The 23,227-nt window shown below is 59.7% G+C and carries 20 protein-coding genes; 7 read left to right on the top strand and 13 right to left on the bottom strand.

The features are described from left to right. The first annotated feature begins 114 nt into the window (after positions 1-114). On the top strand, positions 115-1,131 hold the full coding sequence (gene bmt / locus ACR0LW_RS01540) for a betaine--homocysteine S-methyltransferase (RefSeq protein WP_480581306.1): 1,017 nt from the start codon (positions 115-117) through the stop codon (positions 1,129-1,131). A 6-nt stretch (positions 1,132-1,137) separates the two neighbouring features. Here the strand turns inward: bmt and ACR0LW_RS01535 are convergent, their stop codons facing one another. From ACR0LW_RS01535 to ACR0LW_RS01490, 10 genes are all read right to left on the bottom strand, one after another. Beyond that, entirely contained in the window at positions 1,138-1,914 is a 777-nt protein-coding gene (locus ACR0LW_RS01535; RefSeq protein WP_170518418.1) for an enoyl-CoA hydratase-related protein, read from the bottom strand. Positions 1,915-1,987: 73 nt separating this feature from the next. Continuing rightward, positions 1,988-2,443: a cytochrome c-type biogenesis protein gene (locus ACR0LW_RS01530; RefSeq protein WP_480881394.1), complete on the bottom strand. Its 456-nt coding sequence runs from the start codon at positions 2,441-2,443 to the stop codon at positions 1,988-1,990. After that, positions 2,440-4,404, bottom strand: a complete 1,965-nt coding sequence (locus ACR0LW_RS01525; RefSeq protein WP_170622285.1) for a heme lyase CcmF/NrfE family subunit — start codon at positions 4,402-4,404, stop codon at positions 2,440-2,442. Before ACR0LW_RS01525 ends, ACR0LW_RS01530 begins: the two co-directional genes overlap by 4 nt. A 75-nt stretch (positions 4,405-4,479) precedes the next feature. Then, the gene (locus tag ACR0LW_RS01520; protein ID WP_480581312.1) at positions 4,480-5,058 is read right to left on the bottom strand and encodes a holin family protein; all 579 of its coding nucleotides are present in this window, start codon (positions 5,056-5,058) and stop codon (positions 4,480-4,482) included. Beyond that, a complete protein-coding gene (locus ACR0LW_RS01515; RefSeq protein ID WP_480881392.1) occupies positions 5,049-5,660 on the bottom strand; it encodes a holin-associated N-acetylmuramidase in 612 nt (203 codons plus the stop codon). Before ACR0LW_RS01515 ends, ACR0LW_RS01520 begins: the two co-directional genes overlap by 10 nt. A gap of 150 nt (positions 5,661-5,810) precedes the next feature. Continuing rightward, positions 5,811-6,257: a cytochrome c maturation protein CcmE gene (ccmE, locus tag ACR0LW_RS01510; protein ID WP_170450870.1), complete on the bottom strand. Its 447-nt coding sequence runs from the start codon at positions 6,255-6,257 to the stop codon at positions 5,811-5,813. Between the two features lie 7 nt (positions 6,258-6,264). Further along, entirely contained in the window at positions 6,265-7,293 is a 1,029-nt protein-coding gene (gene argC / locus ACR0LW_RS01505; protein WP_170621764.1) for an N-acetyl-gamma-glutamyl-phosphate reductase, read from the bottom strand. A gap of 94 nt (positions 7,294-7,387) precedes the next feature. After that, on the bottom strand, positions 7,388-8,197 hold the full coding sequence (locus ACR0LW_RS01500) for an aspartate/glutamate racemase family protein (protein ID WP_170518399.1): 810 nt from the start codon (positions 8,195-8,197) through the stop codon (positions 7,388-7,390). Positions 8,198-8,205: 8 nt separating this feature from the next. Continuing rightward, complete coding sequence (locus tag ACR0LW_RS01495; protein ID WP_170518396.1) at positions 8,206-9,084, bottom strand: lysophospholipid acyltransferase family protein; 879 nt, start codon at positions 9,082-9,084, stop codon at positions 8,206-8,208. 79 nt (positions 9,085-9,163) lie between these two features. Beyond that, complete coding sequence (locus tag ACR0LW_RS01490) at positions 9,164-12,583, bottom strand: indolepyruvate ferredoxin oxidoreductase family protein (protein ID WP_480881388.1); 3,420 nt, start codon at positions 12,581-12,583, stop codon at positions 9,164-9,166. A 169-nt stretch (positions 12,584-12,752) separates the two neighbouring features. Between ACR0LW_RS01490 and ACR0LW_RS01485 the strand changes: the two genes are divergently transcribed. The 5 genes from ACR0LW_RS01485 (at position 12,753) to grxD (ending at position 19,349) form a co-directional block, all read left to right on the top strand. Next, positions 12,753-13,661: a LysR family transcriptional regulator gene (locus tag ACR0LW_RS01485; protein ID WP_170450880.1), complete on the top strand. Its 909-nt coding sequence runs from the start codon at positions 12,753-12,755 to the stop codon at positions 13,659-13,661. A gap of 270 nt (positions 13,662-13,931) precedes the next feature. Then, the gene (locus tag ACR0LW_RS01480) at positions 13,932-16,184 is read left to right on the top strand and encodes a mechanosensitive ion channel family protein (RefSeq protein WP_480581325.1); all 2,253 of its coding nucleotides are present in this window, start codon (positions 13,932-13,934) and stop codon (positions 16,182-16,184) included. A gap of 190 nt (positions 16,185-16,374) precedes the next feature. Continuing rightward, a complete protein-coding gene (gene purL / locus ACR0LW_RS01475; protein ID WP_480581328.1) occupies positions 16,375-18,534 on the top strand; it encodes a phosphoribosylformylglycinamidine synthase subunit PurL in 2,160 nt (719 codons plus the stop codon). A gap of 145 nt (positions 18,535-18,679) precedes the next feature. Then, positions 18,680-18,916 carry a BolA/IbaG family iron-sulfur metabolism protein gene (locus ACR0LW_RS01470; RefSeq protein WP_039530494.1) on the top strand — a complete coding sequence of 79 codons (237 nt, stop codon included), beginning with the start codon at positions 18,680-18,682 and terminating at the stop codon, positions 18,914-18,916. Positions 18,917-18,986: 70 nt separating this feature from the next. Next, entirely contained in the window at positions 18,987-19,349 is a 363-nt protein-coding gene (gene grxD, locus ACR0LW_RS01465) for a Grx4 family monothiol glutaredoxin (protein WP_170518386.1), read from the top strand. Between the two features lie 7 nt (positions 19,350-19,356). Here grxD and ACR0LW_RS01460 read toward each other — a convergent pair whose 3' ends face one another. From ACR0LW_RS01460 to ACR0LW_RS01450, 3 genes are read right to left on the bottom strand one after another with little or no spacing between them, the layout of a single operon-like run. Further along, entirely contained in the window at positions 19,357-19,707 is a 351-nt protein-coding gene (locus tag ACR0LW_RS01460; protein ID WP_170734679.1) for an MliC family protein, read from the bottom strand. Continuing rightward, entirely contained in the window at positions 19,704-20,099 is a 396-nt protein-coding gene (locus ACR0LW_RS01455; protein WP_170518380.1) for a cell division protein ZapA, read from the bottom strand. The genes ACR0LW_RS01460 and ACR0LW_RS01455 overlap by 4 nt, the downstream gene beginning before the upstream one ends. After that, the gene (locus tag ACR0LW_RS01450) at positions 20,099-20,956 is read right to left on the bottom strand and encodes a hypothetical protein (protein ID WP_480881384.1); all 858 of its coding nucleotides are present in this window, start codon (positions 20,954-20,956) and stop codon (positions 20,099-20,101) included. Before ACR0LW_RS01450 ends, ACR0LW_RS01455 begins: the two co-directional genes overlap by 1 nt. Before the next feature lie 235 nt (positions 20,957-21,191). On the opposite strand from ACR0LW_RS01450, the gene tkt reads away from it, so the two are divergent. Next, entirely contained in the window at positions 21,192-23,213 is a 2,022-nt protein-coding gene (gene tkt, locus ACR0LW_RS01445) for a transketolase (protein ID WP_480881382.1), read from the top strand. Positions 23,214-23,227 lie beyond the last annotated feature (14 nt).

Raw genomic sequence — 23,227 nt, 5'->3', positions numbered from 1 at the left:
GAATTGCTCATGATCTTCATGAGTAATATGAATTTGATTCGACGCCCCTGTCATGAGACACGGGGCGTCTCTTTTTTCTTACAGGCGCATTACGCCTTGCTTCGGAATACCCCAATGACAAACGCGCTGACTGAACTTCTGAACACCGTCGATGCCATTCTGGCAGACGGCGCGACCGGCACCAATCTGTTCAATATGGGCCTGCAATCCGGCGATGCGCCCGAGCTTTGGAACATTGACGCGCCGGACAAGATCAGGGCGCTGTATCAGGGTTCGGTCGATGCGGGCAGCGATCTGTTTCTGACCAACACCTTTGGTGGCACAGCCGCACGGCTGAAACTGCACGACGCGCAGAATCGCGTAGGTGAGTTGAACCGTATCGGGGCCGAACTGGGCCGTGAAGTGGCGGACAAGGCCGGGCGCACCGTGATCGTGGCCGGGTCCGTCGGCCCGACCGGTGAGATCATGGAGCCTGTCGGCAGCCTGTCCCATGCCGAAGCGGTCGAGATGTTTCATGAACAGGCCGAGGCGCTGAAAGAAGGTGGCGCTGACGTTTTGTGGTTGGAAACCATCAGCGCGCCCGAAGAATTCCGCGCCGCCGCCGAGGCGTTTGCACTGGCCGACATGCCCTGGTGTGGCACCATGAGCTTTGACACTGCCGGGCGCACCATGATGGGCGTGACCTCGTCCGATCTGGCCCTGCTGGTCGAGACCCTGCCCAACCCGCCAGTGGCCTTTGGCGCGAATTGCGGCACAGGCGCGTCGGACATTCTGCGCACGGTTCTGGGCTTTGCGGCTCAGGGTACCGAACGCCCGCTGATTTCCAAAGGCAATGCGGGTATTCCGAAATATGTGGATGGCCACATCCACTATGACGGCACGCCTGATCTGATGGCGCAATACGCCGTGATGGCCCGCGATGCCGGGGCCACCATCATCGGTGGCTGCTGTGGTACCATGCCCGCGCATCTGGAAAAGATGCGCCGCGCTTTGGACACCACGCCGCGCACGGAACGTCCAACGCTGGACCAGATCACCGACGCGTTGGGGCCGTTCACGTCGGCCTCGGACGGCACGGGCGAGGATGCGGCAGCGCCGGAACGGCGCACGCGCCGTCGCCGCCGCGCCTGATTGCGATCAGCGCCCCTCGAACTTTGCGGGGCGCTTTTCCAGAAAGGCCACAACACCTTCGGCAAAGTCGCGCGAACGTCCGCATTCGCCCTGCAGATGCGCCTCGGTCGTCAACTGCTGCGTCAGCGTGTTTTCGTATGTTCCGCGCAGGGCCTGTTTCATTGCTGCAAAGCCTGCGGTCGGGCCGTTGGCCAGATAGGTGGCCCGCTTGCGCCAATGCGCGGCAAAATCCTCATCCGCGACGGCTTCCCAGATCAGACCCCAGTCATCCGCCTGACGGGCACTGATTTTCTCGGCAAACAGCGACGCCCCCATCGCCTTGGCCAGACCCATCTGACGCGGCATGAACCAGGTTCCGCCCGCATCCGGCAACAATCCGATCAGGGCAAAAGCCTGCAGGAAATACGCACTTTCGGTTGCGATCACCACATCGGCACACAGCGCCAGATTCGCCCCCGCCCCGGCAGCCGGGCCATTCACGGCGGCGATGGTCGGAACTGGGCAGTCATGGATGGTTTCAAGCATCGGCTGATACTCATCACGCAGGGACCGTTCCAGATCGATCTTCCCGGTCGATGACGCATCGCCCAGATCCTGCCCCGAGCAAAACGCCCCACCCGCCCCGGTCAGCACGACGCAGCGCGCGTGGCGAGCGGCATGTTTCATGGCATGGGTGATTTCCGCGCGCATCTGCGTGGTCAGAGCGTTCATCTTGTCCGGACGGTTGAATGTCAGAACGGCAAGCCCGTCCGTGATGTCCAACAGGATCGTTTCATAATCCATGCAAAGCCTCCCCTGGCGACAGTTTCAGCGAACCCTGACGTATTCGCAGGACAAGGGGAAGTGGAACCGCGCGTCAATCTTCCAGAATCTGACGCAGCCGTTCCTTTTCTTCGTCGCTGAGCGTATCTGTCTCGCCCGCCGCCTGAACTTTGGAACGGCTTCGAACAAAGCTCCACCCCATGCCAGCCGCAACCAGCAGCATCAGCGGACCGGCCAGCCACAACATCAGGTTGGATCCCGTAACTTTCGGTTTCAGCAATACATATTCGCCATAGCGATCGACGATAAAGGAAATCGCCTGCTCGTCTGTATCCCCCGCGACCAGCCGTTCCCGCAGCAACAGGCGCAGATCGCGGGCGAGGTCCGCGTTGCTTTCATCGATGCTTTCATTTCGGCACACCAGACAGCGCAACCCCGTGCTAAGGTCACGCGCGCGCTGTTCCAGAACCGGATCGTCCAACACCTCGTCAGGCTGCACGGCAAATCCGGGCGTCGCCAGCAACATCAGGATGAAGATCAGGCGCTTCATTCCGCAGGTACTCCGGCCGAGGGCGTCTTGCGCGCGCCAGCAGCGACACGGAAACGCCGGTCACACAGGCTGAGAACACCACCCAGCGCCATCAGGATACAGCCCGCCCAGATCCAGTTGGCAAAAGGTTTGACATAGGTCCGCATCACCCAGCCCCCATCGGCCTGTTGATCGCCAATCACCACATAAAGATCACGCAGAACCCGGTAGTCAATCGCCGCCTCGGTGGTGGGCATGCGCGCCACCGGATAGTCTCGTTTCTCTGGGTGCAAAGTGCCAATCACCCGATCGCCGGATTCAACCAGAACATCGGCCGTGGTCGAAAAATAGTTCGGTCCCTGCACGCGTCGCACGTCTTCCAGCGTCAGGGTAAACTGCCCCACCTCGAACGGCTGACCGGGTTGGGCGACCCGAATATCCTCAACCTCCCACGCGGTCAGACCGGCGATGGCGAAGATGGTGACGCCCAGCCCGGTATGGGCCACGGCCTTGCCCCAATCGGCCCCCGGCAGGCGAAACAGCCGTTTCAGATTTCCTTTTCGGCCCGTACGGCTCCACAGATCAATAATCGCGCCGAGCGTGATCCAGGCCCCAAGGAACAGCCCCACCGGACCCAGCGCGCTGCGCCCGGTCTGCATTGCCCAAACCAACAGCCCCAAGGCCACGGCCAGCAGAAAGGCATAGCGCAGAGACCATGCCGTCTTGCCCAGCTTGCCCCGTTTCCAAGGAAGCATCGCACCAATGGGCAGAACGAGACCCAGCAGCACCATGAACGGCGTGAAGGCGACATTGAAAAACGGCGGCCCGACCGAGAGTTTCCGGTCAAACATCATCTCGGCCACCATCGGCCACATGGTCCCGGCGAATACGACAAAGCAGCTGACGGCCAGAAGAACGTTATTCACCACCAGCGCGCTTTCACGGCTGACAACACCAAAGACGCCCTTAGCCTCCATCGCCTGCGCGCGCGCCGCAAACAGGGTCAGTGCGCCGCCGATGAAGAAAACAAGGATCATCAGGATGAACACGCCGCGCTCGGGATCCGTTGCAAAGGCGTGCACCGAGGTCAGTAGGCCCGAGCGGACAATGAACGTCCCGATCAGCGAGAACCCAAAGGCGATGATCGCCAGCAAGATGGTCCAGCTTTTTAACGCTTCGCGCTTTTCAACCACAATGGCCGAATGCAACAGCGCCGCCGCCAGCAACCACGGCATGAACGAGGCATTCTCGACCGGGTCCCAGAACCAGAACCCACCCCAGCCAAGCTCGTAATACGCCCACCACGATCCCAGCGCGATACCGATGGTCAAAAAGACCCAGGCCGCCAGAGTCCACGGACGTACCCACCGCCCCCAGGCCGCATCAACCCGCCCCTCGATCAGCGCGGCGACGGCAAAGCTGAAGGCCATGCTAAGGCCCACATAGCCGAGGTACAGAAACGGCGGGTGAAACGCCAAACCGGGGTCCTGCAGCAGCGGGTTCAGGTCGCGCCCATCAAAGGGCGCAACGGCAAGCCGGTCGAACGGGTTCGAAGTGAACAGGATAAAGGCAAAAAACGCCACCGCCACGGCCGATTGCACAGCCAGCACCCGTGCCTTCAACGTCGGCGGCAAGCCACCCCCAAACACCGCTGCCATGGCACCAAACAGAGTCACGATCAGCACCCATAGCAGCATCGACCCTTCGTGGTTCCCCCATGTCCCGCTGATCTTGTAGATCATCGGTTTCGCAGAGTGACTGTTTTCAACCACGATCCGCAGCGAGAAATCCGAGCTTGTGAACGCCCAGACCAAGGCCCCAAATGAAAATGCGGTCAGCAGGAACTGTGAAATCGCGGCAGGTTCCGCAAATATCATCCACCCGGTCCACCGCTTGGCAGCGCCGACAAGGGGCACCACGCTTTGCACGATGGCGATCAGAAAGGCTAGAATTAGGGCGAAGTGACCAAGCTCTGTAATCATGCCCATGGATATACTCCGCGGGCTTCCTGATCGCCAATCACTTTCGCCCATTTCAGGCGCACATAGTGTCGCGGTTCAGGCGCTGCGCAACCGTTTCCAATCGACCAATGCAGGATTGGGATCGGAGCGCATCACCTCAAGCTGCAACCCGGCATCCGGGCCGGTATCGGCAACGCCCGGGCTGTCACTGCGCAACTCCCTCAGCGCGCGCAGATTGTCCATGACCTGCGGGGCCCGCAACATGGTCTGAGATATCTCACGCTGCAGATCCTGCGCCTTGGCCTGATGCCGCGCACCGAAATAGAACGAGACGATGACACCCAGCAACCACCACAAAGGTTCAGGCACCAGTGCGATCCCCTGCATCCGCGCGGCAAACCACAATGGGTCGATCATCGCCGCCGCAAACAGGCCCAGCGTTCCCAACGCCAGCGCCGGGCGCGGTACGCGGTTCAGCCCGTCCATAAACCGATCAAACGCACCTTTGCGCGGCACCTGAAACTCGGCCCGGAATTGCGCCATCGCCTGCCCTTGCACGGCCAGCGCCCGCCTGGCCCCTTCTTCGGAGTTTTCTCTGAATATTTCCGCAGTTTCACGCACGATGTTGCGCCCGCCGCCGAATAGAAAACCCAACACGCCCGTAATCAACCCCATGCCGCAACTCTCCTTTGAAACTCAACGTCGCCCATGTGGTATTTGGGCGAAATAAACTCCTCGGCCCGCCTGATCCATCCGCCTTTCCCACCGGCACGGCTGCGGGCGTATTTTCGCGATGCGGGGCGTCGATCCGCCAACCGGAAATAGTAGTTCCGGCGCGCCACGCCATATGCATCCCGAAGGGCAACAGCGTCAGGGCGCAACGCCTCCTCACAGGCGCGTTCCGTCTGCGGACCAATGACCCCATCAACCGCCACATCAAAGCCCATCTCACGCAACAACCGCTGAAGGATTCGAACCGCCTGCGCGCCCGCGTTGACATACATGTCAAACACAGCCGCGTGCAGAGTATCGGGCAAAGCGGCAATGCGTGGTTTCTCAAAGTAATGGCGCACAAAAATATCAATGGCTTGCCCATGGCTCAACGCCCGCACATCTGCCGTGTCAATCTGCCCGTCCCCATTCAAATCCAGCCCAAGCCTGCGCATAGTGTGAATGGTGACACCAAACTTCGTGGCCCCGCCCGGATCGTCCGGGTCGTCCACAAACCCGCCTTCCCGCGTTACGATCTCTGCCGCTATCTGTCGAACCGTCTGCATATCTTCCCCTGACCAATCTGCCGGGCAAAACGGTCACGCAAGACAGTTAACATCCCCAAACGAAACAGGGCGCTGCCGCCTGATACGCGCAACGCCCCTGCTTCTTGTGTTCAAAAATACCTCCGCCGGAGGCACGCAGCGCAGCTGCGTTCAGCTTTCCTCAGGCCCCTTGTAGACGCCTTGTTCTTTCAAAGCATCCATTACTTCCTTCGGCATATAAGTCTCATCGTGTTTCGCAAGTATTTCAGTGGCTTCAAAGACACCGTTCACGTAACTTCCGGTCCCCACCATGCCCTGATTTTCAGAAAACAGATCCGGCAGAACGCCGGTAAAGGCCACCTGCACACTTTCGCCGCCATCGGTCACAACAAAACGCACAGTCTCGCCCTGCCCGCGAATGATCGAGCCTTCCTCGACCAGGCCACCGATACGAAACACCTCGGTCGGTGCGGGCGGTTCCGCGATCACCTGACTGGGCGAGCGGAAAAAGTTGATGCCGTCGCGCATTGCGTACCCAATCAACGCCGTCGACGCCACAAGGGCGACAACGGCCACCAGAATGATCTGAACTCGACGACGTTTCTTGAGCGTTTTCATACCGTCCTCACGGGAATAGAGGGGCCATCATCAGCCCCCGGGTTTCATCCTCACCTAACATCAGGTTGGCGTTCTGCAAGGCTTGCCCACTGCTACCTTTTGTCAGGTTATCCAGCGCAGCGACCACAATCGCGCGCCGTTCGATCCGGTCAGCCACCACACCGATATGGCAGAAGTTCGAGCCCCGCACATGATGGGTCGACGGGGCTTCGCCCATTGGCAGCATCTGAATGAACGGCTCGCCTTCATAGGCCTTGGCCAGCGTCTCATAGATGCTCTGCGGGTCGCCCTTTACATAGGTCGTCGCCAGAATCCCCCGGTTCGCCGGGATCAGATGGGGGGTGAATTGCACATGGACCGTGCGCCCGGCGAGTTTCGAGAATTCCTGATCAAACTCACCCAGATGCCGGTGCGTACCACCGATGGCATAGGCGTTATACCCCTCGCTCAACTCGGCGTGCAGCAGATTCTCTTTCAAAGACCGCCCCGCACCCGAGACTGCGCATTTCAGGTCCAGCACGATATCGTCCAGATCGATCACACCAGCCGAGATCAACGGCCGCAGCACATACTGCCCCGTCGCCGCGTTGCAGCCTGTACCAGCCACCAGCCGAGCGGTGCGGATCTCGTCCCGGTAGAACTCGGTCAGGCCATAGACAGCCTCTTCCTGCTGCTCCAACGCACTGTGCGGATTGCCGTACCATTTTTCGTACTCATCCGCGTCCCGCAGCCGGAAATCTGCGGACAGGTCGATGATTTTCAGGGTCTTCGGCAGATCGCGGATCACATCCTGACTGGTTTTGTGTGGCAAAGCGCAGAAACACAGATCGATCTGAGAGAAGTCGATTTCCGAAATCTTGCACAGATCCGGCAGGTCCATATGGCGCAGATGCGGGAAGACCTGCGCCATGCTCATGCCTGCCTTACGCTCGGCCGCCAGCGCGACGATGTCCATGTTCGGGTGCTCGGCGATCAGCCGCACCAATTCGGCGCCGGTATAACCGGATGCGCCCAGAATTGCGATTTTGTGGGTCATGTCAGACCTCTTCTTTCCATGTGTCACATTTCATGACCGCCGATGTGACGGTCTTGGATTTAGAAAATTGGAAGGGGCGCGTCCTTGACCTAAATCAGGCCGCCTCGAACGAGATTTGTCGTCGGAGGAATTGTGTCGCCCGATCGCTGACAAAACCCGGCTTGCCGGTCGTCAGGAATCCGCTCGTGCCGTCGCCCAGCATATTGGGGTGGCGTTGCAGGTAGTCCGCCAGACTTGCGGCAACCAGATCGCCCTGGCTGAAGACCTGAACATCCGGGCCCAACGCGGCCTGAAAGGTCTCGGCCATCAACGGGTAATGGGTGCAGCCCAGAATCGCGGCCTGAGGGTCGGGCATTTTCCGTTTCAACGCATCCACATGGCTGCGGACCAATGCCTCGGCCAGAATCATGTCGCCATCTTCAATGGCATCGACCACACCACCGCAGGCCTGCGCCTCGACATCGACGCCAATCGCGCGGAACGCCAGTTCCCGCTGAAAGGCCCGGCTGGATACGGTGGCAGGTGTGGCAAACAGGGCAACGTGCTTCACCGCAACCTCGCGCGGGGGTGAGTTATCGCCCCACTGCCGTTCGGTCAGTGCTTCGATCAGAGGAACGAAAACGCCCAGAACCCGCTTACCCTCGGGCACACCCGCTTCCTGCATCCGCCGCAGCGCAGCGGCGCTGGCGGTATTGCAGGCCAGAATCACCAGATTGCAGCCGCGATCCCACAGTTCGTGCACCGCCTTGCGGGTCAGCTGATAGATATCCTCGGCGTCGCGCACACCGTAAGGCGCGTGTGCACTGTCCGCAAAATACAGGAAATCAACGTCCGGCAGGTGTTTCTGCGCGGCGTTCAGGACGGTCAGACCGCCCAAACCGGAATCAAAGATGCCTACTGCCATTTGCCCCTTCAGGCGCGATGCCGTTCCTCGAATTCATAGCCGTAGTCATACGACTTCAGCGGTGTCGGAGACAGCTCATACGTGGCTTTGCGCAGGAAATCCATCATCTTGCGCGTATCCTTGCCCAACGGGTCCAGAACATCGCGCCCGATGGGCTCGCCAATCACCACTTTGACCGGGGTATCGACGCGTTTCTTGAACTCTTTGATCAGCAATCCCATGCGCAACGTGTTGTGCAAATGGCTGGCGATCTGGAACAGGCGCGAGGTGTGCCCGTCGAAAAACACCGGCACCACGGTCGCATTCGATTTTGCCACCATTCGGGCAGTGAACCCACGCCAACCCGGATCCATCGGATAGGCAAACGGGTTGACCGCCGTGCTGACCGTACCGCCCGGGAAAATCCCAATCGCCCCGCCATCCCCCAGATAGTTCAGCGCGGTTTTGCGGGTTTCCAGGTTCAGCTTCATCGCCTCTTTCGTCTCATCAAACGAAATCGGCAGGATGATGCGGTTCAATTCCTCGGCCTTGCGGAACACCCTATGGGCCAGAATGCGGAAATCGCCGCGCGTCTCGGACAGCATATGCCCCATCATCAGACCATCCAGAATGCCATAGGGGTGGTTGGCAATCAGGATCAAAGGTCCGTCCTTGGGGATATTCGACAACGACCCGCCCACAACGTCCAGCGTCAGCCCATATCGTTCGACCATGACGGCCCAGAAGTCGCGCCCTTTGGCCACGTCTTTTTCATACCCATCCGCACGCTTGATCAGGCGCATTCGGCCCGTTGTATTCTCCATAAGCTTGATAACCATCCGACCGCCTTTGGTTTCGGCGGAATGGGCGTAGGAAATGTCACGAACGACATGACGGCGCGAGGGCATTTACGGACTCCGGTTGTTCGCCTGTATTATATGTTTGAGGCGCAATTTTGCCTAGCTATCGTGACAGGTTTGTGACGCCTCATTCCGCCGCAGCGCGTAGTTCTGGCCCTCCACTTTTGATGGTCACTAGCAACTCCTCACGCCGTTTCGCGGCTTTGGCCTCGTTTTCCAGCAAGACCGGGCCGAAACCACGGATCTCCAGCGGCAGACGCGCCAGGGCGGCAATGGCTTCTTGCGTGCCCTGAGACACCAAAGGCAGAACCTGCTTCATGTCCTTTTCATACTGCCGGATCAAAGCGCGTTCCATTTTGCGCTCGGCCGAGTATCCGAAAATGTCCAGAGGTGTTCCCCGCAGCACCTTCAACTTCGCCATCAGCTTAAGCGGCCCCAGCATCCATTCACCAAAGGCGCGTTTGCGCGGTCTGCCGTTACCGCCTGCTCCGCCAAAGATCGGCGGGGCAAGATGGAAGGTCATCTTGAAGTCGCCATCAAACTCCGCCGCCGCTTTGTCGCGGCTGCTGAGCAGCAACCGGGCAACCTCGTATTCGTCCTTGTAGGACAGCAGTTTGTGGTATCCCTTGGCCGCCGCTTCCTGGATTTTGGTATCCTCGATCCCATCCACCAGCTTGCGATAACGTTTGGCCAGTCGCTTGGATTGGTAGTTGGTCAGGTGCTGCGCCCGGAACTCAATCATCTGGTCCAGAGATTTCGGCAACTCGGTGACCGAGGGCGATAACATCGCCTGCACCTCGTCCGGATGCAGAACAGCCCAGCGACCCACATCAAAGGCGCGTTTATTGCGCTCAACCGCTGTGCCGTTGAGTTCGATGGCACCCATTATGGCTTCGTAGGTAACCGGCAGGACACCGCGCTGCCAGGCCGCGCCAAAGACCATCATGTTGGAATAGATCGAATCGCCCATCACCACCTTTGCCAACTCGGTGGCATCAAATAGCGTGACATCGTCTTTCAGCCGCGCCTGCAAGGCCAGTTCCAACTGATCGGCCGGGATGCGGAATTCGGTGTCGCGGGTGAAATCGCCGGTTACGGTTTCGTGGCTGTTGACCACCGCACCTGTCTGTCCGGCCCGTGTCAGGCCCAGCGTCTTGGCCCCGGCTGACACCACCAAATCGCCACCAATCAGCGCGTGCGCCTCACCGGTGGCCACGCGAATGGCGCTGATGTCTTCCGGCTTGTTGGCCAGACGGCAGTGGATGTGAACCGCGCCGCCTTTTTGCGCCAGACCCGCCATCTCCATCATGCCCGCGCCCTTGCCATCCATCTGCGCGGCCTGCGCCAGAATAGCACCAAGGGTCACGACGCCCGTGCCACCAACCCCGGTGATGACCACGTTATGCGTGCCCTTGATCTGCGGTAGCTCCGGCAGTGGCAGATCGGGCAGATCAAGCTGTTTCGTCGCCTCTTTCCGGATTTTCGCCCCTTCCAGGGTGACAAAGGACGGGCAGAACCCGTTCAGGCAGGAAAAATCCTTGTTACAGCTTGATTGATCAATCGCCCGCTTGCGGCCCAGTTCGGTTTCCTTGGGCACGATCGAGACGCAGTTCGATTGCACGCCGCAATCGCCGCAACCTTCGCAGACATCCGTGTTGATAAAGACGCGCTTGTCCGGGTCCGGGAATTCCCCTCGCTTGCGACGGCGGCGCTTTTCGGCAGCGCAGGTTTGGACATAGACAATGACCGAGACACCCTCGATCTCGCGGAACCGATCCTGCACTTGCATCAACTCGGCCCGTTCGAAGGTTTCCACACCGGAGGGCAAGGCGCCAAGGTTCACGTCTTCTTTCTCGTCATAAACCAGCGCTACGTGTTGGACACCCATGGCCTTGACCTCGGCCACGATCCGTTCGGCGGTCAGGTCGCCTTCGTTTCCCTGTCCACCGGTCATTGCAACCGCGTCGTTGAACAGGATTTTGAAGGTGATGTTGGTGCCCGCCGACAAAGCGGCCCGGATCGCCTGCACGCCCGAGTGGTTATAGGTCCCGTCGCCAAGGTTCTGGAACACATGGCTCGTGGTCGAAAACGGAGCCTCACCAATCCAGTTCGCGCCCTCGCCGCCCATCTGAGTGAACCCAGTCGTTTCCCGATCCATCCACTGCACCATGTAATGGCACCCGATCCCGGCATAAGCCCGGCTGCCCTCGGGCACTTTGGTCGAGCTGTTATGCGGACAGCCTGAACAGAAATACGGCAGACGCGTTGCGATTTCCTGGGCGTTGTCGGCCCGACGCGCCTCGGACAGTTTACCCAGACCGGCGCGAACACCATCGGTATCGCGGCCCTCTTCGATCAGGATCTCACCCAGTTTCTCGGAAATCATGATCGGGTCCAGCGCGCCGCGCGTGGGGAACAACTCCTCGCGGTGCAAGGTCCCGGCCCCGCCTTTGTACCAACCGTAAACGCGGCGACCCCGGCGGTCGTCAAAGATGGCTTCCTTGACCTGCACCTCGATCAGCTTGCGCTTTTCCTCAACGATAACTATCAGGTCCAGCCCCTCGGCCCAGTCATGGAACCCGGCCATATCCAGCGGAAACGTCTGCCCGATCTTGTAGGTGGTAATGCCAAGGCGCTCGGCCTCGGCCTCATCAATGTTCAGCAGCGACAGTGCGTGCGCCAGATCCAGCCAGTTCTTGCCTGCGGCTACAAACCCGATCTTCGCGCCCGGCTTGCCCCAGACACGTTTATCCAGCTTGTTGGCATGAGAAAACGTCTCGGCCGCGAAACGTTTATAGTCGATGATCCGCGCCTCTTGCAGATGTGGCGTGTCGCCCAGTCGGATGTTCAGCCCGCCCTCGGGCATGTCGAACTCGGGCATTACCAGACCCACCCGGTCCGGCCTGCCATCCACGACCGAGGTCACCTCGATCGTGTCCTTCATCGTTTTCAAACCAACCCAGACACCGGCAAAGCGGCTGAGTGCAAAGCCGTAGATGCCGTAGTCCAATATCTCCTGCACGCCCGCCGGGCTGACCACCGGCATATACATATCGACCAAAGACCACTCGGATTGGTGCAACACGGTCGAGCTTTCGCCTGTGTGGTCATCCCCCATCGCCATCAGCACGCCGCCATGCTGTGCCGTGCCCGCCATATTGGCGTGACGCATCACATCACCCGACCGGTCGACACCCGGCCCTTTGCCGTACCAAAGGCCGAACACACCGTCATAGCGCCCATCGCCACGCAGCCCTGCCTGCTGGCTACCCCATAACGCCGTCGCGGCCAGATCTTCGTTCAGACCGTACTGAAAGGTCACGTCACTTTCGGCAAGATATCGCTGCGCCCGCATCATCTGCTGATCAACGGCTCCAAGTGGCGAACCGCGATATCCGGTCACCAGTCCCGCCGTATTCAGCCCGGCCTTCTGGTCGCGCGCGCGCTGCATCAGCATCAGCCGCACCAGCGCCTGCGTTCCGTTCAAAAGAACAGGCGATTTCTCAAGATCGAACCGGTCGTTCAGCGATATTTGTGGCTGACTCATCAGACGTCTCCCCTCGTCAGATCAGTGTGCTTCATATTCTCGCATATTAGGTCACAAAGGCTGACCTGCATAGAGTTTATCCACTGAAACCTAACGATTTCACCGTTTGTTTGTGGAACTTGTTACCTATTTCATATAGGCCTTCCCGAGGATAACGAAAGTTGCGGCGATGGATTGGGATAAGCTTAGGATATTTCACGCGGTTGCAGATGCAGGCAGCCTGACCCATGCGGGGGACAAGCTCAATTTGTCTCAATCCGCCGTGAGCCGTCAGATCCGCGCGTTGGAAGAATCACTCGATGCGACCCTGTTTCACCGTCACGCCCGTGGCCTGATCCTGACCGAACAGGGTGAGTTGCTGTTCGATGCGACCTCGGCCATGTCCAAACGCCTAGACGCTGCCGCTGCCCGCATCCGCGACAGCGAGGATGAGGTGTTCGGCGTCCTGCGTGTGACCACGACCTTCGGCTTTGGAACCCTGTGGCTGGCCCCGCGCCTGCCAAAGCTCTACGAGCAATACCCCGATCTGAACATCGACCTGATGCTGGAAGAACGCGTTCTGGACCTGCCCATGCGTGAGGCCGACGTTGCCATCCGCATGAAGGAACCCAGCCAGGCCGATCTGGTGCGCAAGCGGCTGATGACTGTACAGATGACGCTGTATGCCACGCAGGAGTACATCGAAACGCATGGCGGCAACCTGAAGTCGCTGGACGAGATCAAGGATCATCGCCTGATTTGCCAAACGCCTGCAGCGCCTCAGGTCGGGGCAAGCGCGTCAATGGTGCGCCATTTGATGACCTATAATCCGGGATCGCTGCTGACGGTGAACAACTACTTCGGCGTACTGCAGGCCGTGCTACACAATCTGGGCATTGGCGTTCTGCCCGATTATGTCACGCAGGATTTCCCGCATCTGGTCCCGGTCCTTTCCGATATCGAAACTGCCGATGTTCCGGTTTATCTGGCCTACCCCGAGGAATTGCGGCACTCCAAACGCGTTGCAGCGTTCCGCGATTTTGTTCAGGCCGAAATCATTGAACAACGCAAGCAGTTGAAGAAATTGGGTAAACTATAGATATGCGCGCAGGGCATATCAGGGTTGTCAAATGCACAGCCTGAAACTCCTTGAACGTTAACAAACTGATCCCTAAACGAGCACTCGAAGGCGGTGATGCTGAAACGCTCATCATCTTCATACCTCCCTGTTGGACTATGGCCGAGCTTAGTGCTCGGCCTTTTTTTTGGTTTCACGGGTTGTCAGGGCGGTGAAACTGCTGGGAAATCTGGCGGCTTGTGCCTATGATCCCGAAAAACAACTAAATTTTTCGCGATCGAGGACAAATCAATGTTCCACCCCCTACGCCTTTTGGCGGCGCTTTTGTCATTTGTGCTGATGACCGCGCCATTGCATGCGCAAATCGCCACAACGTCGTCATCGGACGCACCTGCCACAGTGACCATCCCCGAGGACCTGACCCCGGAACAGGTAGATGGTCTGGTGGCCCGCATGTCGGACGATCAGGTCAGGTCGATCCTGTTGGAGCGTCTGGATGCCGTTGCCGCGAAAAACGCGGCTGAGGCGGAGGAGGTTGACGATCCGATCACGGAACTCAACGAAATCTGGACCGAAATGGTGACGTCGTGGACGCAGGTCATCATGACCGTCCCGAACATCTTCCATGCCCAGGTCGAGGCGGTTTCGAATTTCACGGGAACTTTTGGCGCCAGCGGGGCGCTTACACTTATGGGGTTGGTCCTGAGTGTTCTGGTCGTGGGCTTCATCGCGGAAAAGCTGTTTGAGCTGCTGACGCGTCGTTGGCATGTTCAGGCTGAGGTTGAAGAAGAAGGCGACCTGTGGGGCGCTGTCCGCTACCTGTTTGGTCGTTTCTGCCGCGAAATCGCCGGGCTTGTGGTGTTCTATGTGGTGATCCGCGCGGTCGGTCGCGGCCTTTTGTCTGCAGAACAAATCACCTATGCCGCGCCTTTCGTATTCTATCTGATCTGGGTTCCGCGACTGGGTGCAGCCGCCTCGCGTTTCATTCTCGCACCCAAAAAACCGCATTACCGTTTGGTCAATATTGACGATCACTGGGCGAAATACCTGCATCGTAACCTGATTGGCCTGCTGATCTTGATCGGCTTCACGCTGTTCCTGTTGCACTTCAACCGGCTGAATGGGATCACCAGCGGCGAGACCCGTATTGGCTTCTGGCTGAACGCGGGGATTCACATCTATATCGGCGTCATCGCGTGGAAAGCGCGTGAGGGCCTGTCGCAGATGATGCTGGGCACCGACCCGGACCATACAAAATTCGACGAGGAAGTGGCGCATTACTATCCCTACTTCGCGATCGGTGTCTCGGCTGCGATCTGGCTATTGGTCGAATTTCTGGTGGCTCAGCGCGATCCGTCGTCGCTTGCGCTTCTGGTTCAGGGCGCGCATTTCGCCACGATGTTCTGGCTGCTGATCGCGCCTGCGCTGGATACGTTGATCCGGGGTCTGGTGCGTCACCTGCAACCGCCAATGCTGGGCGAAGGCCCGGTGGCCGAGCAGGCCTACAGATCGACCAAACGCAGCTATATCCGCATTGGTCGCGTTCTGGCCGGTATCCTTGTGATCCTGATGATCGCCAAAGCCTGGAACCTGAACCTGCAGGAAATCGCAGGCGGCGCGCAGGAAGAAGGCAGCCGACTGATCCAGTTCTTCATCATCATCGCGGTCGGCTACATCCTGAACGAGGTCGTCTCGCTGTGGATCAACCGCCGTTTGGCGAAAGAGATGACCGCCGATCAAAGCCCCGATGAAGAGGCTGGCGAAGGCGGTGGTTCGGGCGGGTCGCGTCTGGCGACGGTTCTGCCGCTGCTGCGGGTCACGGCTCAGGTCGCGATTGCGGTGATCTTCCTTCTGCTGGCGCTGGGGGCCTTGGGTCTCGATATCACGCCGCTGCTGGCGGGTGCCGGTATCCTTGGTCTGGCCATCGGTTTCGGCGCGCAAAAACTGGTCTCGGACATTGTGGGCGGGATCTTCTTCCTGATCGACGATGCCTTCCGCGTGGGCGAATATGTCGATGTGGGCGGCACTACCGGCACGGTCGAGAAAATCTCGATCCGGTCGATGCAGCTGCGCCACCATCGCGGGCCGGTCCACACCATTCCTTATGGTGAGATTCAAAAGCTGACCAATTACAGCCGCGACTGGGTCATCATGAAGCTGAAATTCACCGTGCCTTTCGACACCGACCCCAACAAGGTTAAGAAGATCTTCAAGAAGATCGGTGCCGAGATGATGGAGGACGAGACCCACAAGGATGGCTTCCTGCAGCCCTTCAAGTCGCAGGGTGTATTCGACTTTGACGATGTCGGCATGATCATCCGCGGCAAGTTCATGGCCAAGCCGGGCAAGCAGTTCACGCTGCGCAAGGAAATCTTCAACCGGGTCAAGGCGTCGTTCAAGGAAAACGGTATCGACTTTGCCCGCCGCGAGGTGCGTGTTGCGATCCCGGGTCTGGATGAGGCCGAGAACCTGACGGATGAGCAAAAGGCAGCCGTAGGTGCAGCGGCGGCGGATGCCGCCAACAAGGCGCAAAACCCCGCGTAACGATACGCAACCAGCCCTCATTCTGTTGATGGCTGGCCGCTAAATCGCAAGGAAAGAACACGGAACCGCCCCTACCGTCGGTTCCGTTTTTCTTTGCCATAACCGCCCTGCGCTGACTTGGCCCTTTCCACAGGCCGCCCCTTGCCCTAAAAGGCGCGCAATCTCGGCCCACTTGGACACAGGACAGACGATGCAAGAGCCCGCTATCACACCCGATCTGATTGCCGCACACGGGCTCAAGCCCGAGGAATACGACATGATCCTCGAGATCATCGGGCGTGAACCGACCTTTACCGAATTGGGCATCTTCTCGGCCATGTGGAACGAGCACTGTTCCTACAAGTCGTCCAAGAAATGGCTGCGCACCCTGCCGACCTCTGGCCCTCAGGTGATCTGCGGTCCGGGTGAAAACGCGGGTGTGGTCGATATCGGCGACGGACAAGCCGTGGTCTTCAAGATGGAAAGCCACAACCACCCCTCGTATATCGAACCCTATCAGGGTGCGGCCACCGGCGTGGGTGGCATCCTGCGCGACGTCTTTACCATGGGCGCGCGTCCCATCGCCTCGATGAACGCGCTGTCGTTTGGTGAGCCCGGCCACCACAAGACCCGCCAGTTGGTGAACGGCGTGGTCGAAGGCATCGGCGGCTATGGCAACTGCTTCGGCGTTCCTTGCGTCGGCGGCGAGGTGCGGTTCCACCCCGCCTATAACGGCAACTGCCTTGTGAACGCATTTGCCGCCGGTCTGGCCGACAGCGACAAGATTTTCTACTCTGCCGCATCGGGCGTCGGGATGCCGGTCGTCTATCTGGGTGCAAAAACAGGTCGTGACGGCGTCGGCGGCGCGACCATGGCCTCGGCCGAATTCGACGACACTATCGAAGAAAAGCGCCCCACCGTTCAGGTCGGCGACCCTTTCACCGAAAAACGCCTGATGGAGGCGACGCTGGAGCTGATGCAGACCGGTGCCGTGATCTCGATCCAGGATATGGGCGCGGCGGGTCTGACCTGTTCTGCCGTGGAAATGGGCGACAAGGGCGGTCTGGGCGTGCGTCTGGATCTGGAAAACGTCCCCCAGCGCGAAGAGAACATGACGGCCTACGAGATGATGCTGTCGGAATCTCAGGAACGGATGCTGATGGTGCTGAAGCCCGAGCTTGAGGCCGAGGCCCGCGCCGTGTTCGAGAAATGGGATCTGGATTTTGCCATCGTTGGCGAAACCATCGCCGAAGACCGCTTTCTGATCATGCATAATGGTGAAGTCAAAGCAGATCTGGTCCTGTCGAAACTCTCCTCGACCGCGCCGGAATACGACCGCCCATGGGTGCCGACCCCCGAGGCCGCACCTTTGGAAGACGTGCCCCAGATCGATCCCATCGACGGTCTGCGCGCCCTGCTCGCCTCGCCCAACTACGCGGGCAAGCAATGGGTTTATGAGCAATACGACACGATGGTCATGGCCGACAGCACCCGCACGCCGGGACTGGGCGCAGGCATGGTCCGCGTGCACGGCACCGACAAGGTGCTGGCCTTCACCAGCGACGTGACGCCGCGCTACGTGCGCGCCAACCCGGTCGAAGGCGGCAAACAGGCGGTGGCCGAAGCCTATCGCAACCTGACCGCCGTCGGGGCCAAACCGCTGGCCACCACCGACAACCTGAACTTCGGCAACCCCGAAAAGCCCGAAATCATGGGCCAGTTCGTTGGTGCCATTCAGGGCATCGGCGCCGCCGTTGGCGCGCTGGACATGCCCATCGTGTCGGGCAATGTCTCGCTTTATAACGAGACCGACGGTCAGGCGATCCTGCCCACCCCGACCATCGGTGCCGTGGGTCTGCTGAACCATTCCGATGAAATCATCGGCAATGAGGTTCGCGAGGGCCATGTTGCCCTGATCATCGGCGAGACCAATGGCCATCTCGGCCAATCCGCCCTGCTGGCCGAAGTGTTCAACCGTGAAGACGGCGACGCCCCGCATGTGGATCTGGACGCGGAAAAGCGCAACGGGGATTTCATCCGCGCCAACCGCGAGATGATCAAGGCCTGCACCGATCTGGGCGATGGCGGCCTTGCGCTGGCCGCGTTCGAACTGGCCGAGGCCGCTGGCGTGGGCGTCCAACTCGACGAGGCCCCGACCGAGTTCCTGTTCGGCGAGGATCAGGCCCGCTATCTGGTCGCCTGCAACTTCGATCAGGCCGAGGCGCTGATGATCGCCGCCGGTCAGGCCGGTGTACCGCTGGTCTCGGTCGGTCGTTTCACCGGCGACAGCGTCAAGATCGGCGCGTCCGAGGCATCGCTGGCGGATTTGCAAGACACGTTCCGCACCAGCTTTGCGGCGGCTGTTGCCTGACCTACAGGCTTCTTCTCGTCCCAAATACGGACATCCTGCGCGCACAACCGGGCGCAGGATTTGCCGGTTTTGTCCGCGCGTGCCATCTTGCACGCCCCGCCCCATCGCTCTACATCTTGGGAAAGACTTTCAGGAGTAAACCTACATGCCGATGAGCGCCCACGAAATTGAAACCCTGCTGCGCGAGAGCTTTCCCAACGCGGAAATTCAGGTTGGCGGCAGCGATGGCGTGCATATGTCCGCCATGGTCGTGGACGAAAGCTTTCGCGGCAAAAACCGCGTTCAGCAGCAACGCGCCGTTTACGCGGCCTTGAAAGGCAAGATGGACGGGCCGGACGGAGAATTGCACGCGCTGGCGTTGACCACGAAAGTCCCAGAATAGCTCTTGGTTTTCCGCAGAAAACAGAGATCCCAATGCATTCCCTAAAGGGAAGACCACAAGGAAACGCGAAATGACCGATGTGAAAACCCAGATCGATGAGACCGTCAAAGCAAATGACGTGGTTCTGTATATGAAAGGCACCAAAGAGATGCCGCAATGTGGCTTCTCATCCCGTGTGGCTGGCGTGCTGAACTATATGGGCGTCGATTATGCGGACGTGAACGTTCTGGCCGATGACGCGGTGCGTCAGGGCATCAAGGATTACTCGGACTGGCCGACCGTGCCGCAGCTATATGTCAAAGGTGAGTTTGTCGGCGGCTGCGACATCATCACCGAGATGACCCTGTCGGGCGAACTGGACACGCTGTTTGACGAAAACGGCGTCGGCTACAACAAGGAAGCCGCAGACAAAATACGCGAAGCAAACGCGTGATCCAGCCTTAGCGGCTGGAGCAATTCTGATAGATCACCTGCTCGCTGGCGGCATCGCTTGCCGCCAGATAGCTGATGGACGCGTCCCACCCTTTCGAGCGCAGAACATAGGTGCCTTCCGTGTCGACGGATTCGTAGCGGATGCCCGAACCGCTTTCGACCTGACGCAACGCAACAAGAGTATTGTCCACAATCGTTGCCGCCGCACCCGTCCCGTCAGCAGCGTTGAAATAGGTGACCGGCAGCGGCAATCCGTTTTCGCAGGTGAAGGTCACGGACAGAATGTCGATCTCGGCCAACGCTGCCGAAGCAGACATCGCGACCAGTGCACCACCGGCCAGAACACGTAGCTTGTTCATTGGGATTTCTTCTCCTCAACGACCGAGGCCAGGGCTTCGGCCCGTGCCGCCAATTCGGCCAGCGTATCGGTCACCGAAGGCGGAACCACCGCAACCTCGACCCGTTCCGGCTCGGGCGCAGGGGCGTTGCGCAGGGTGTTCAGCTCGGTTTCGGCCTCGGCCAGTTTGGCCTCCAGCGCCTTGACCTTATCCTCGGTCGCAGCCGTTTTGTCGGCCAGCATCAGGCCCGCCATCAACAGCATCCGGGATTCCGGCATCCGGCCGATCTGATCCGACAGAACTTGCGCCTCGTCATCCAGCATTTTTGCGGCAGATTGCAGAAACACCTCTTCCCCGTCCTGACAGGACACATCGAACCCGCGCCCGCCGATATGAATGGTAACCTCGGGCATTATTCCACCTCACCTTCCGCAAGTTTTGCCTGGTTCAGCAACGGCTCCAGCCGCGCCAGAACCGCGTGGGCCTCGGCCGCATCGGTCGCCTGCGCCGCGCGCGTCGCCTCCAATTCCGCGATCGTCGCCCGGTTCAGAAGTTCGGCATCTGTCACGCCTTGTTCCGCTGCGGCCCGCAACTCATCAACCGAGCCGCGAAGCTGTTCGTTGGCCTTGCGCATCCGTTGCAGATCATCATCCAGCCGAGACATCGCTGCTCCATGGCTGGCCCGTTCGGCGCGCAGCATCTCAAGCTCGGCGCTCAGGTCGCCAACACGTTCCGTATCGGCAAGTTCCGCCCGCAACCGGCTGTTTTCCGCCTCAATCTGCTTGGCCTGGGCCACAAGCGCCTGAAGCTGTTCCAACTCGGCCTGCAAGGGCGCGGTATCATCAAGCGCCTCAAGCTCGGCCTTTAGCTGTTCATTCTCGGCTTTCAGCGTGTCCAGCTCTTCCGAGTTTTCCAACGCGGCTTTGGCTTCGGCCAATTCCGCACGGGCTGCTTCGACCGATGCCAGCTTTGCAGTCGCCTCGGCCAGTTGTTCGCGCAGTGTCTCGGTTTCGGACCCGTCGCCCGAGGCCCCGCGGGCCTGATCCAATTCGGCGCGCAGCCCGTCGACTTCCTGTTCATGCCGTTCTTTCAGGGACTTCAGCCGTTCCTGTAGCTGAGCGTTCGCGACGCGTTCATCCTCAAGCTCGGCCTTCAACCCTTCATCCGCGTCGCCACTGCCGGGGGCTGCGTCCTGCAAGGCGTCAACGCCCGCGCCAATGCGCTCCATCGCTGCCATAATGCGATGCTGTAATTCCTCGATCTGGCTCATGCCCCTGTCACCTCTTTATCAAGGTTCGTTCTGTTGCAGGGTGACCCGAATCAACGTCATCCCCGCCTGCAACTAGTTTAGCGGAATGCGGCGGGAAATACCCACTGTTTGGTTTCAACAACTTGGACTGCTCTCTTGAAGCGCATGGCCTTTGTGACACGCGGTTCTGCTTGCACTTTGAGGGGTGGATGCTATTGAGCGCGCAATCTGCTTCAAATCCAAAGGAACAACGCCCGTGGACCTGACTGCGCTGCGCAATGCCAACCCCGAACACTGGGACAAAGCTGCGGCCATCCGCACCCTGACCCTGGACGCCGTCGCCGCCGCCAATTCCGGCCATTCCGGCATGCCGATGGGCATGGCCGATGTTGCGACCGTACTGTTCGAAAAGCACCTGAAATTCGACGCCTCAAATCCCAGCTGGCCCGACCGTGATCGGTTCATCCTGTCGGCAGGCCATGGCTCGATGCTGGTCTATTCGCTGCTGTATCTTACGGGTCATGCCGACGTCACACTGGACGAGATCAAGAATTTCCGGCAGCTGGGCGCGAAAACCGCCGGTCACCCGGAAAACTTCCTGATCGATGGCGTTGAAACCACCACCGGCCCGCTGGGTCAGGGTATCTCGAACGCCGTAGGCTTTGCCATGGCCGAGGAAATTCAGCGCGCCCATTACGGCAAGAAGGTTGTCGATCACTATACTTACGTGATCGCAGGCGACGGTTGCCTGATGGAGGGTGTCAGCCAAGAGGCGATCACCCTGGCGGGCCGTCACGAACTCAGCAAGCTGATCGTCTTCTGGGATAACAACAACATCACCATCGACGGCACCGTCGACATCGCCGACCGCACCGATCAAGTGCGCCGTTTCGCGGCCTCGGGCTGGCATGTGATCGAGATCGACGGCCACGACCCCAAGGCCATCGATGCCGCCATCGTGGACGCGAAGAAATCCAGCAAGCCGACCATGATCGCATGTGAAAGCCACATCGCGCTGGGTCACGCCGCGCAGGACACGTCGAAAGGCCACGGCGCGCTGACCGATCAGGATCAGTTGAAAGCCGCCAAAGACGGCTATGGCTGGCCGCATGATGCGTTCGAAATCCCCGCGAATGTCAAATCCGCTTGGGAGGCCATCGGCTCGCGCGGTGCTGCTGAACGGGCCGCATGGGAAGAACGTTTCGCGCAACTGTCCGAGCGCAAGCAGGCCGAATTCAACCGTGCCTACGCGTTTGAGGCTCCAAAGAAACTGGCCAGTGCAATCCGTGCGTTCAAAAAGCAGGTGTCGGAAGACCAGCCCAAACTGGCCACACGCGCCTCGTCTGAAAAGGTTCTGAACGTCGTGAACCCGATCATGACCGAAACCGTGGGCGGTTCGGCTGACCTGACCGGTTCGAACAACACCAAATCGGCCGATATGGGTGTGTTCCTGCCCGAAAACCGTAAGGGTCGTTACATCCATTACGGTATCCGTGAACACGGTATGGCCGCCGCGATGAACGGCATGGCGCTGCATGGCGGCATCCGCCCCTATGGCGGTACGTTCATGGCGTTTACAGACTATGCCCGCCCCTCGATGCGTCTGGCGGCACTGATGAAGATCCCGTCGGTTTTTGTGATGACCCATGACTCGATCGGTCTGGGCGAAGACGGCCCGACCCACCAGCCGGTCGAGCATCTGGCAATCTCGCGCGCGACGCCGAACACCTATGTGTTCCGTCCTGCTGATACCGTTGAAACGGCTGAGGCCTGGGAACTGGCGCTGACCTTCAAAGACAGCCCCTCGGTCCTGTCTCTGACCCGTCAGGGCGTGCCGACCGTCCGTAAGGATCACAAGACCAAGAACCTGACCGCGCAAGGTGCTTACGTTCTGGCCGAGGCCAAGAGCAAACGTCAGGCGATCTTGATTGCCACCGGGTCCGAGGTGTCGCTGGCGATGGAAGCCAAGGCGATGCTCGAAGCCGAAGGTATCGGTACCCGCGTCGTCTCGATGCCCTGCATGGAGCTGTTTGCGCAGCAGGACGAAGCCTATCGCAAGCGCGTTCTGCCCGCCGGTGCCGTGCGCGTCGGGATCGAGGCCGCCGTTCGCGCCGGTGGCTGGGATCGCTGGCTGCTGGGCGAGCGTGGCCGCGAAGCCAAAGCGGGCTTCATCGGCATGTCTAGCTTTGGCGCATCGGCCCCTGCGGGTGAGCTTTACAAGCATTTCGGCATCACCGCCGAAGCGACCGTCGCCAAGGTCAAGGAATTGCTGGGCTAAACCCAAGCGCTCAA

This window comes from Ruegeria sp. N4 (genome assembly GCF_056531425.1).
This window is presented reverse-complemented; position numbering and strand designations above follow the sequence as displayed.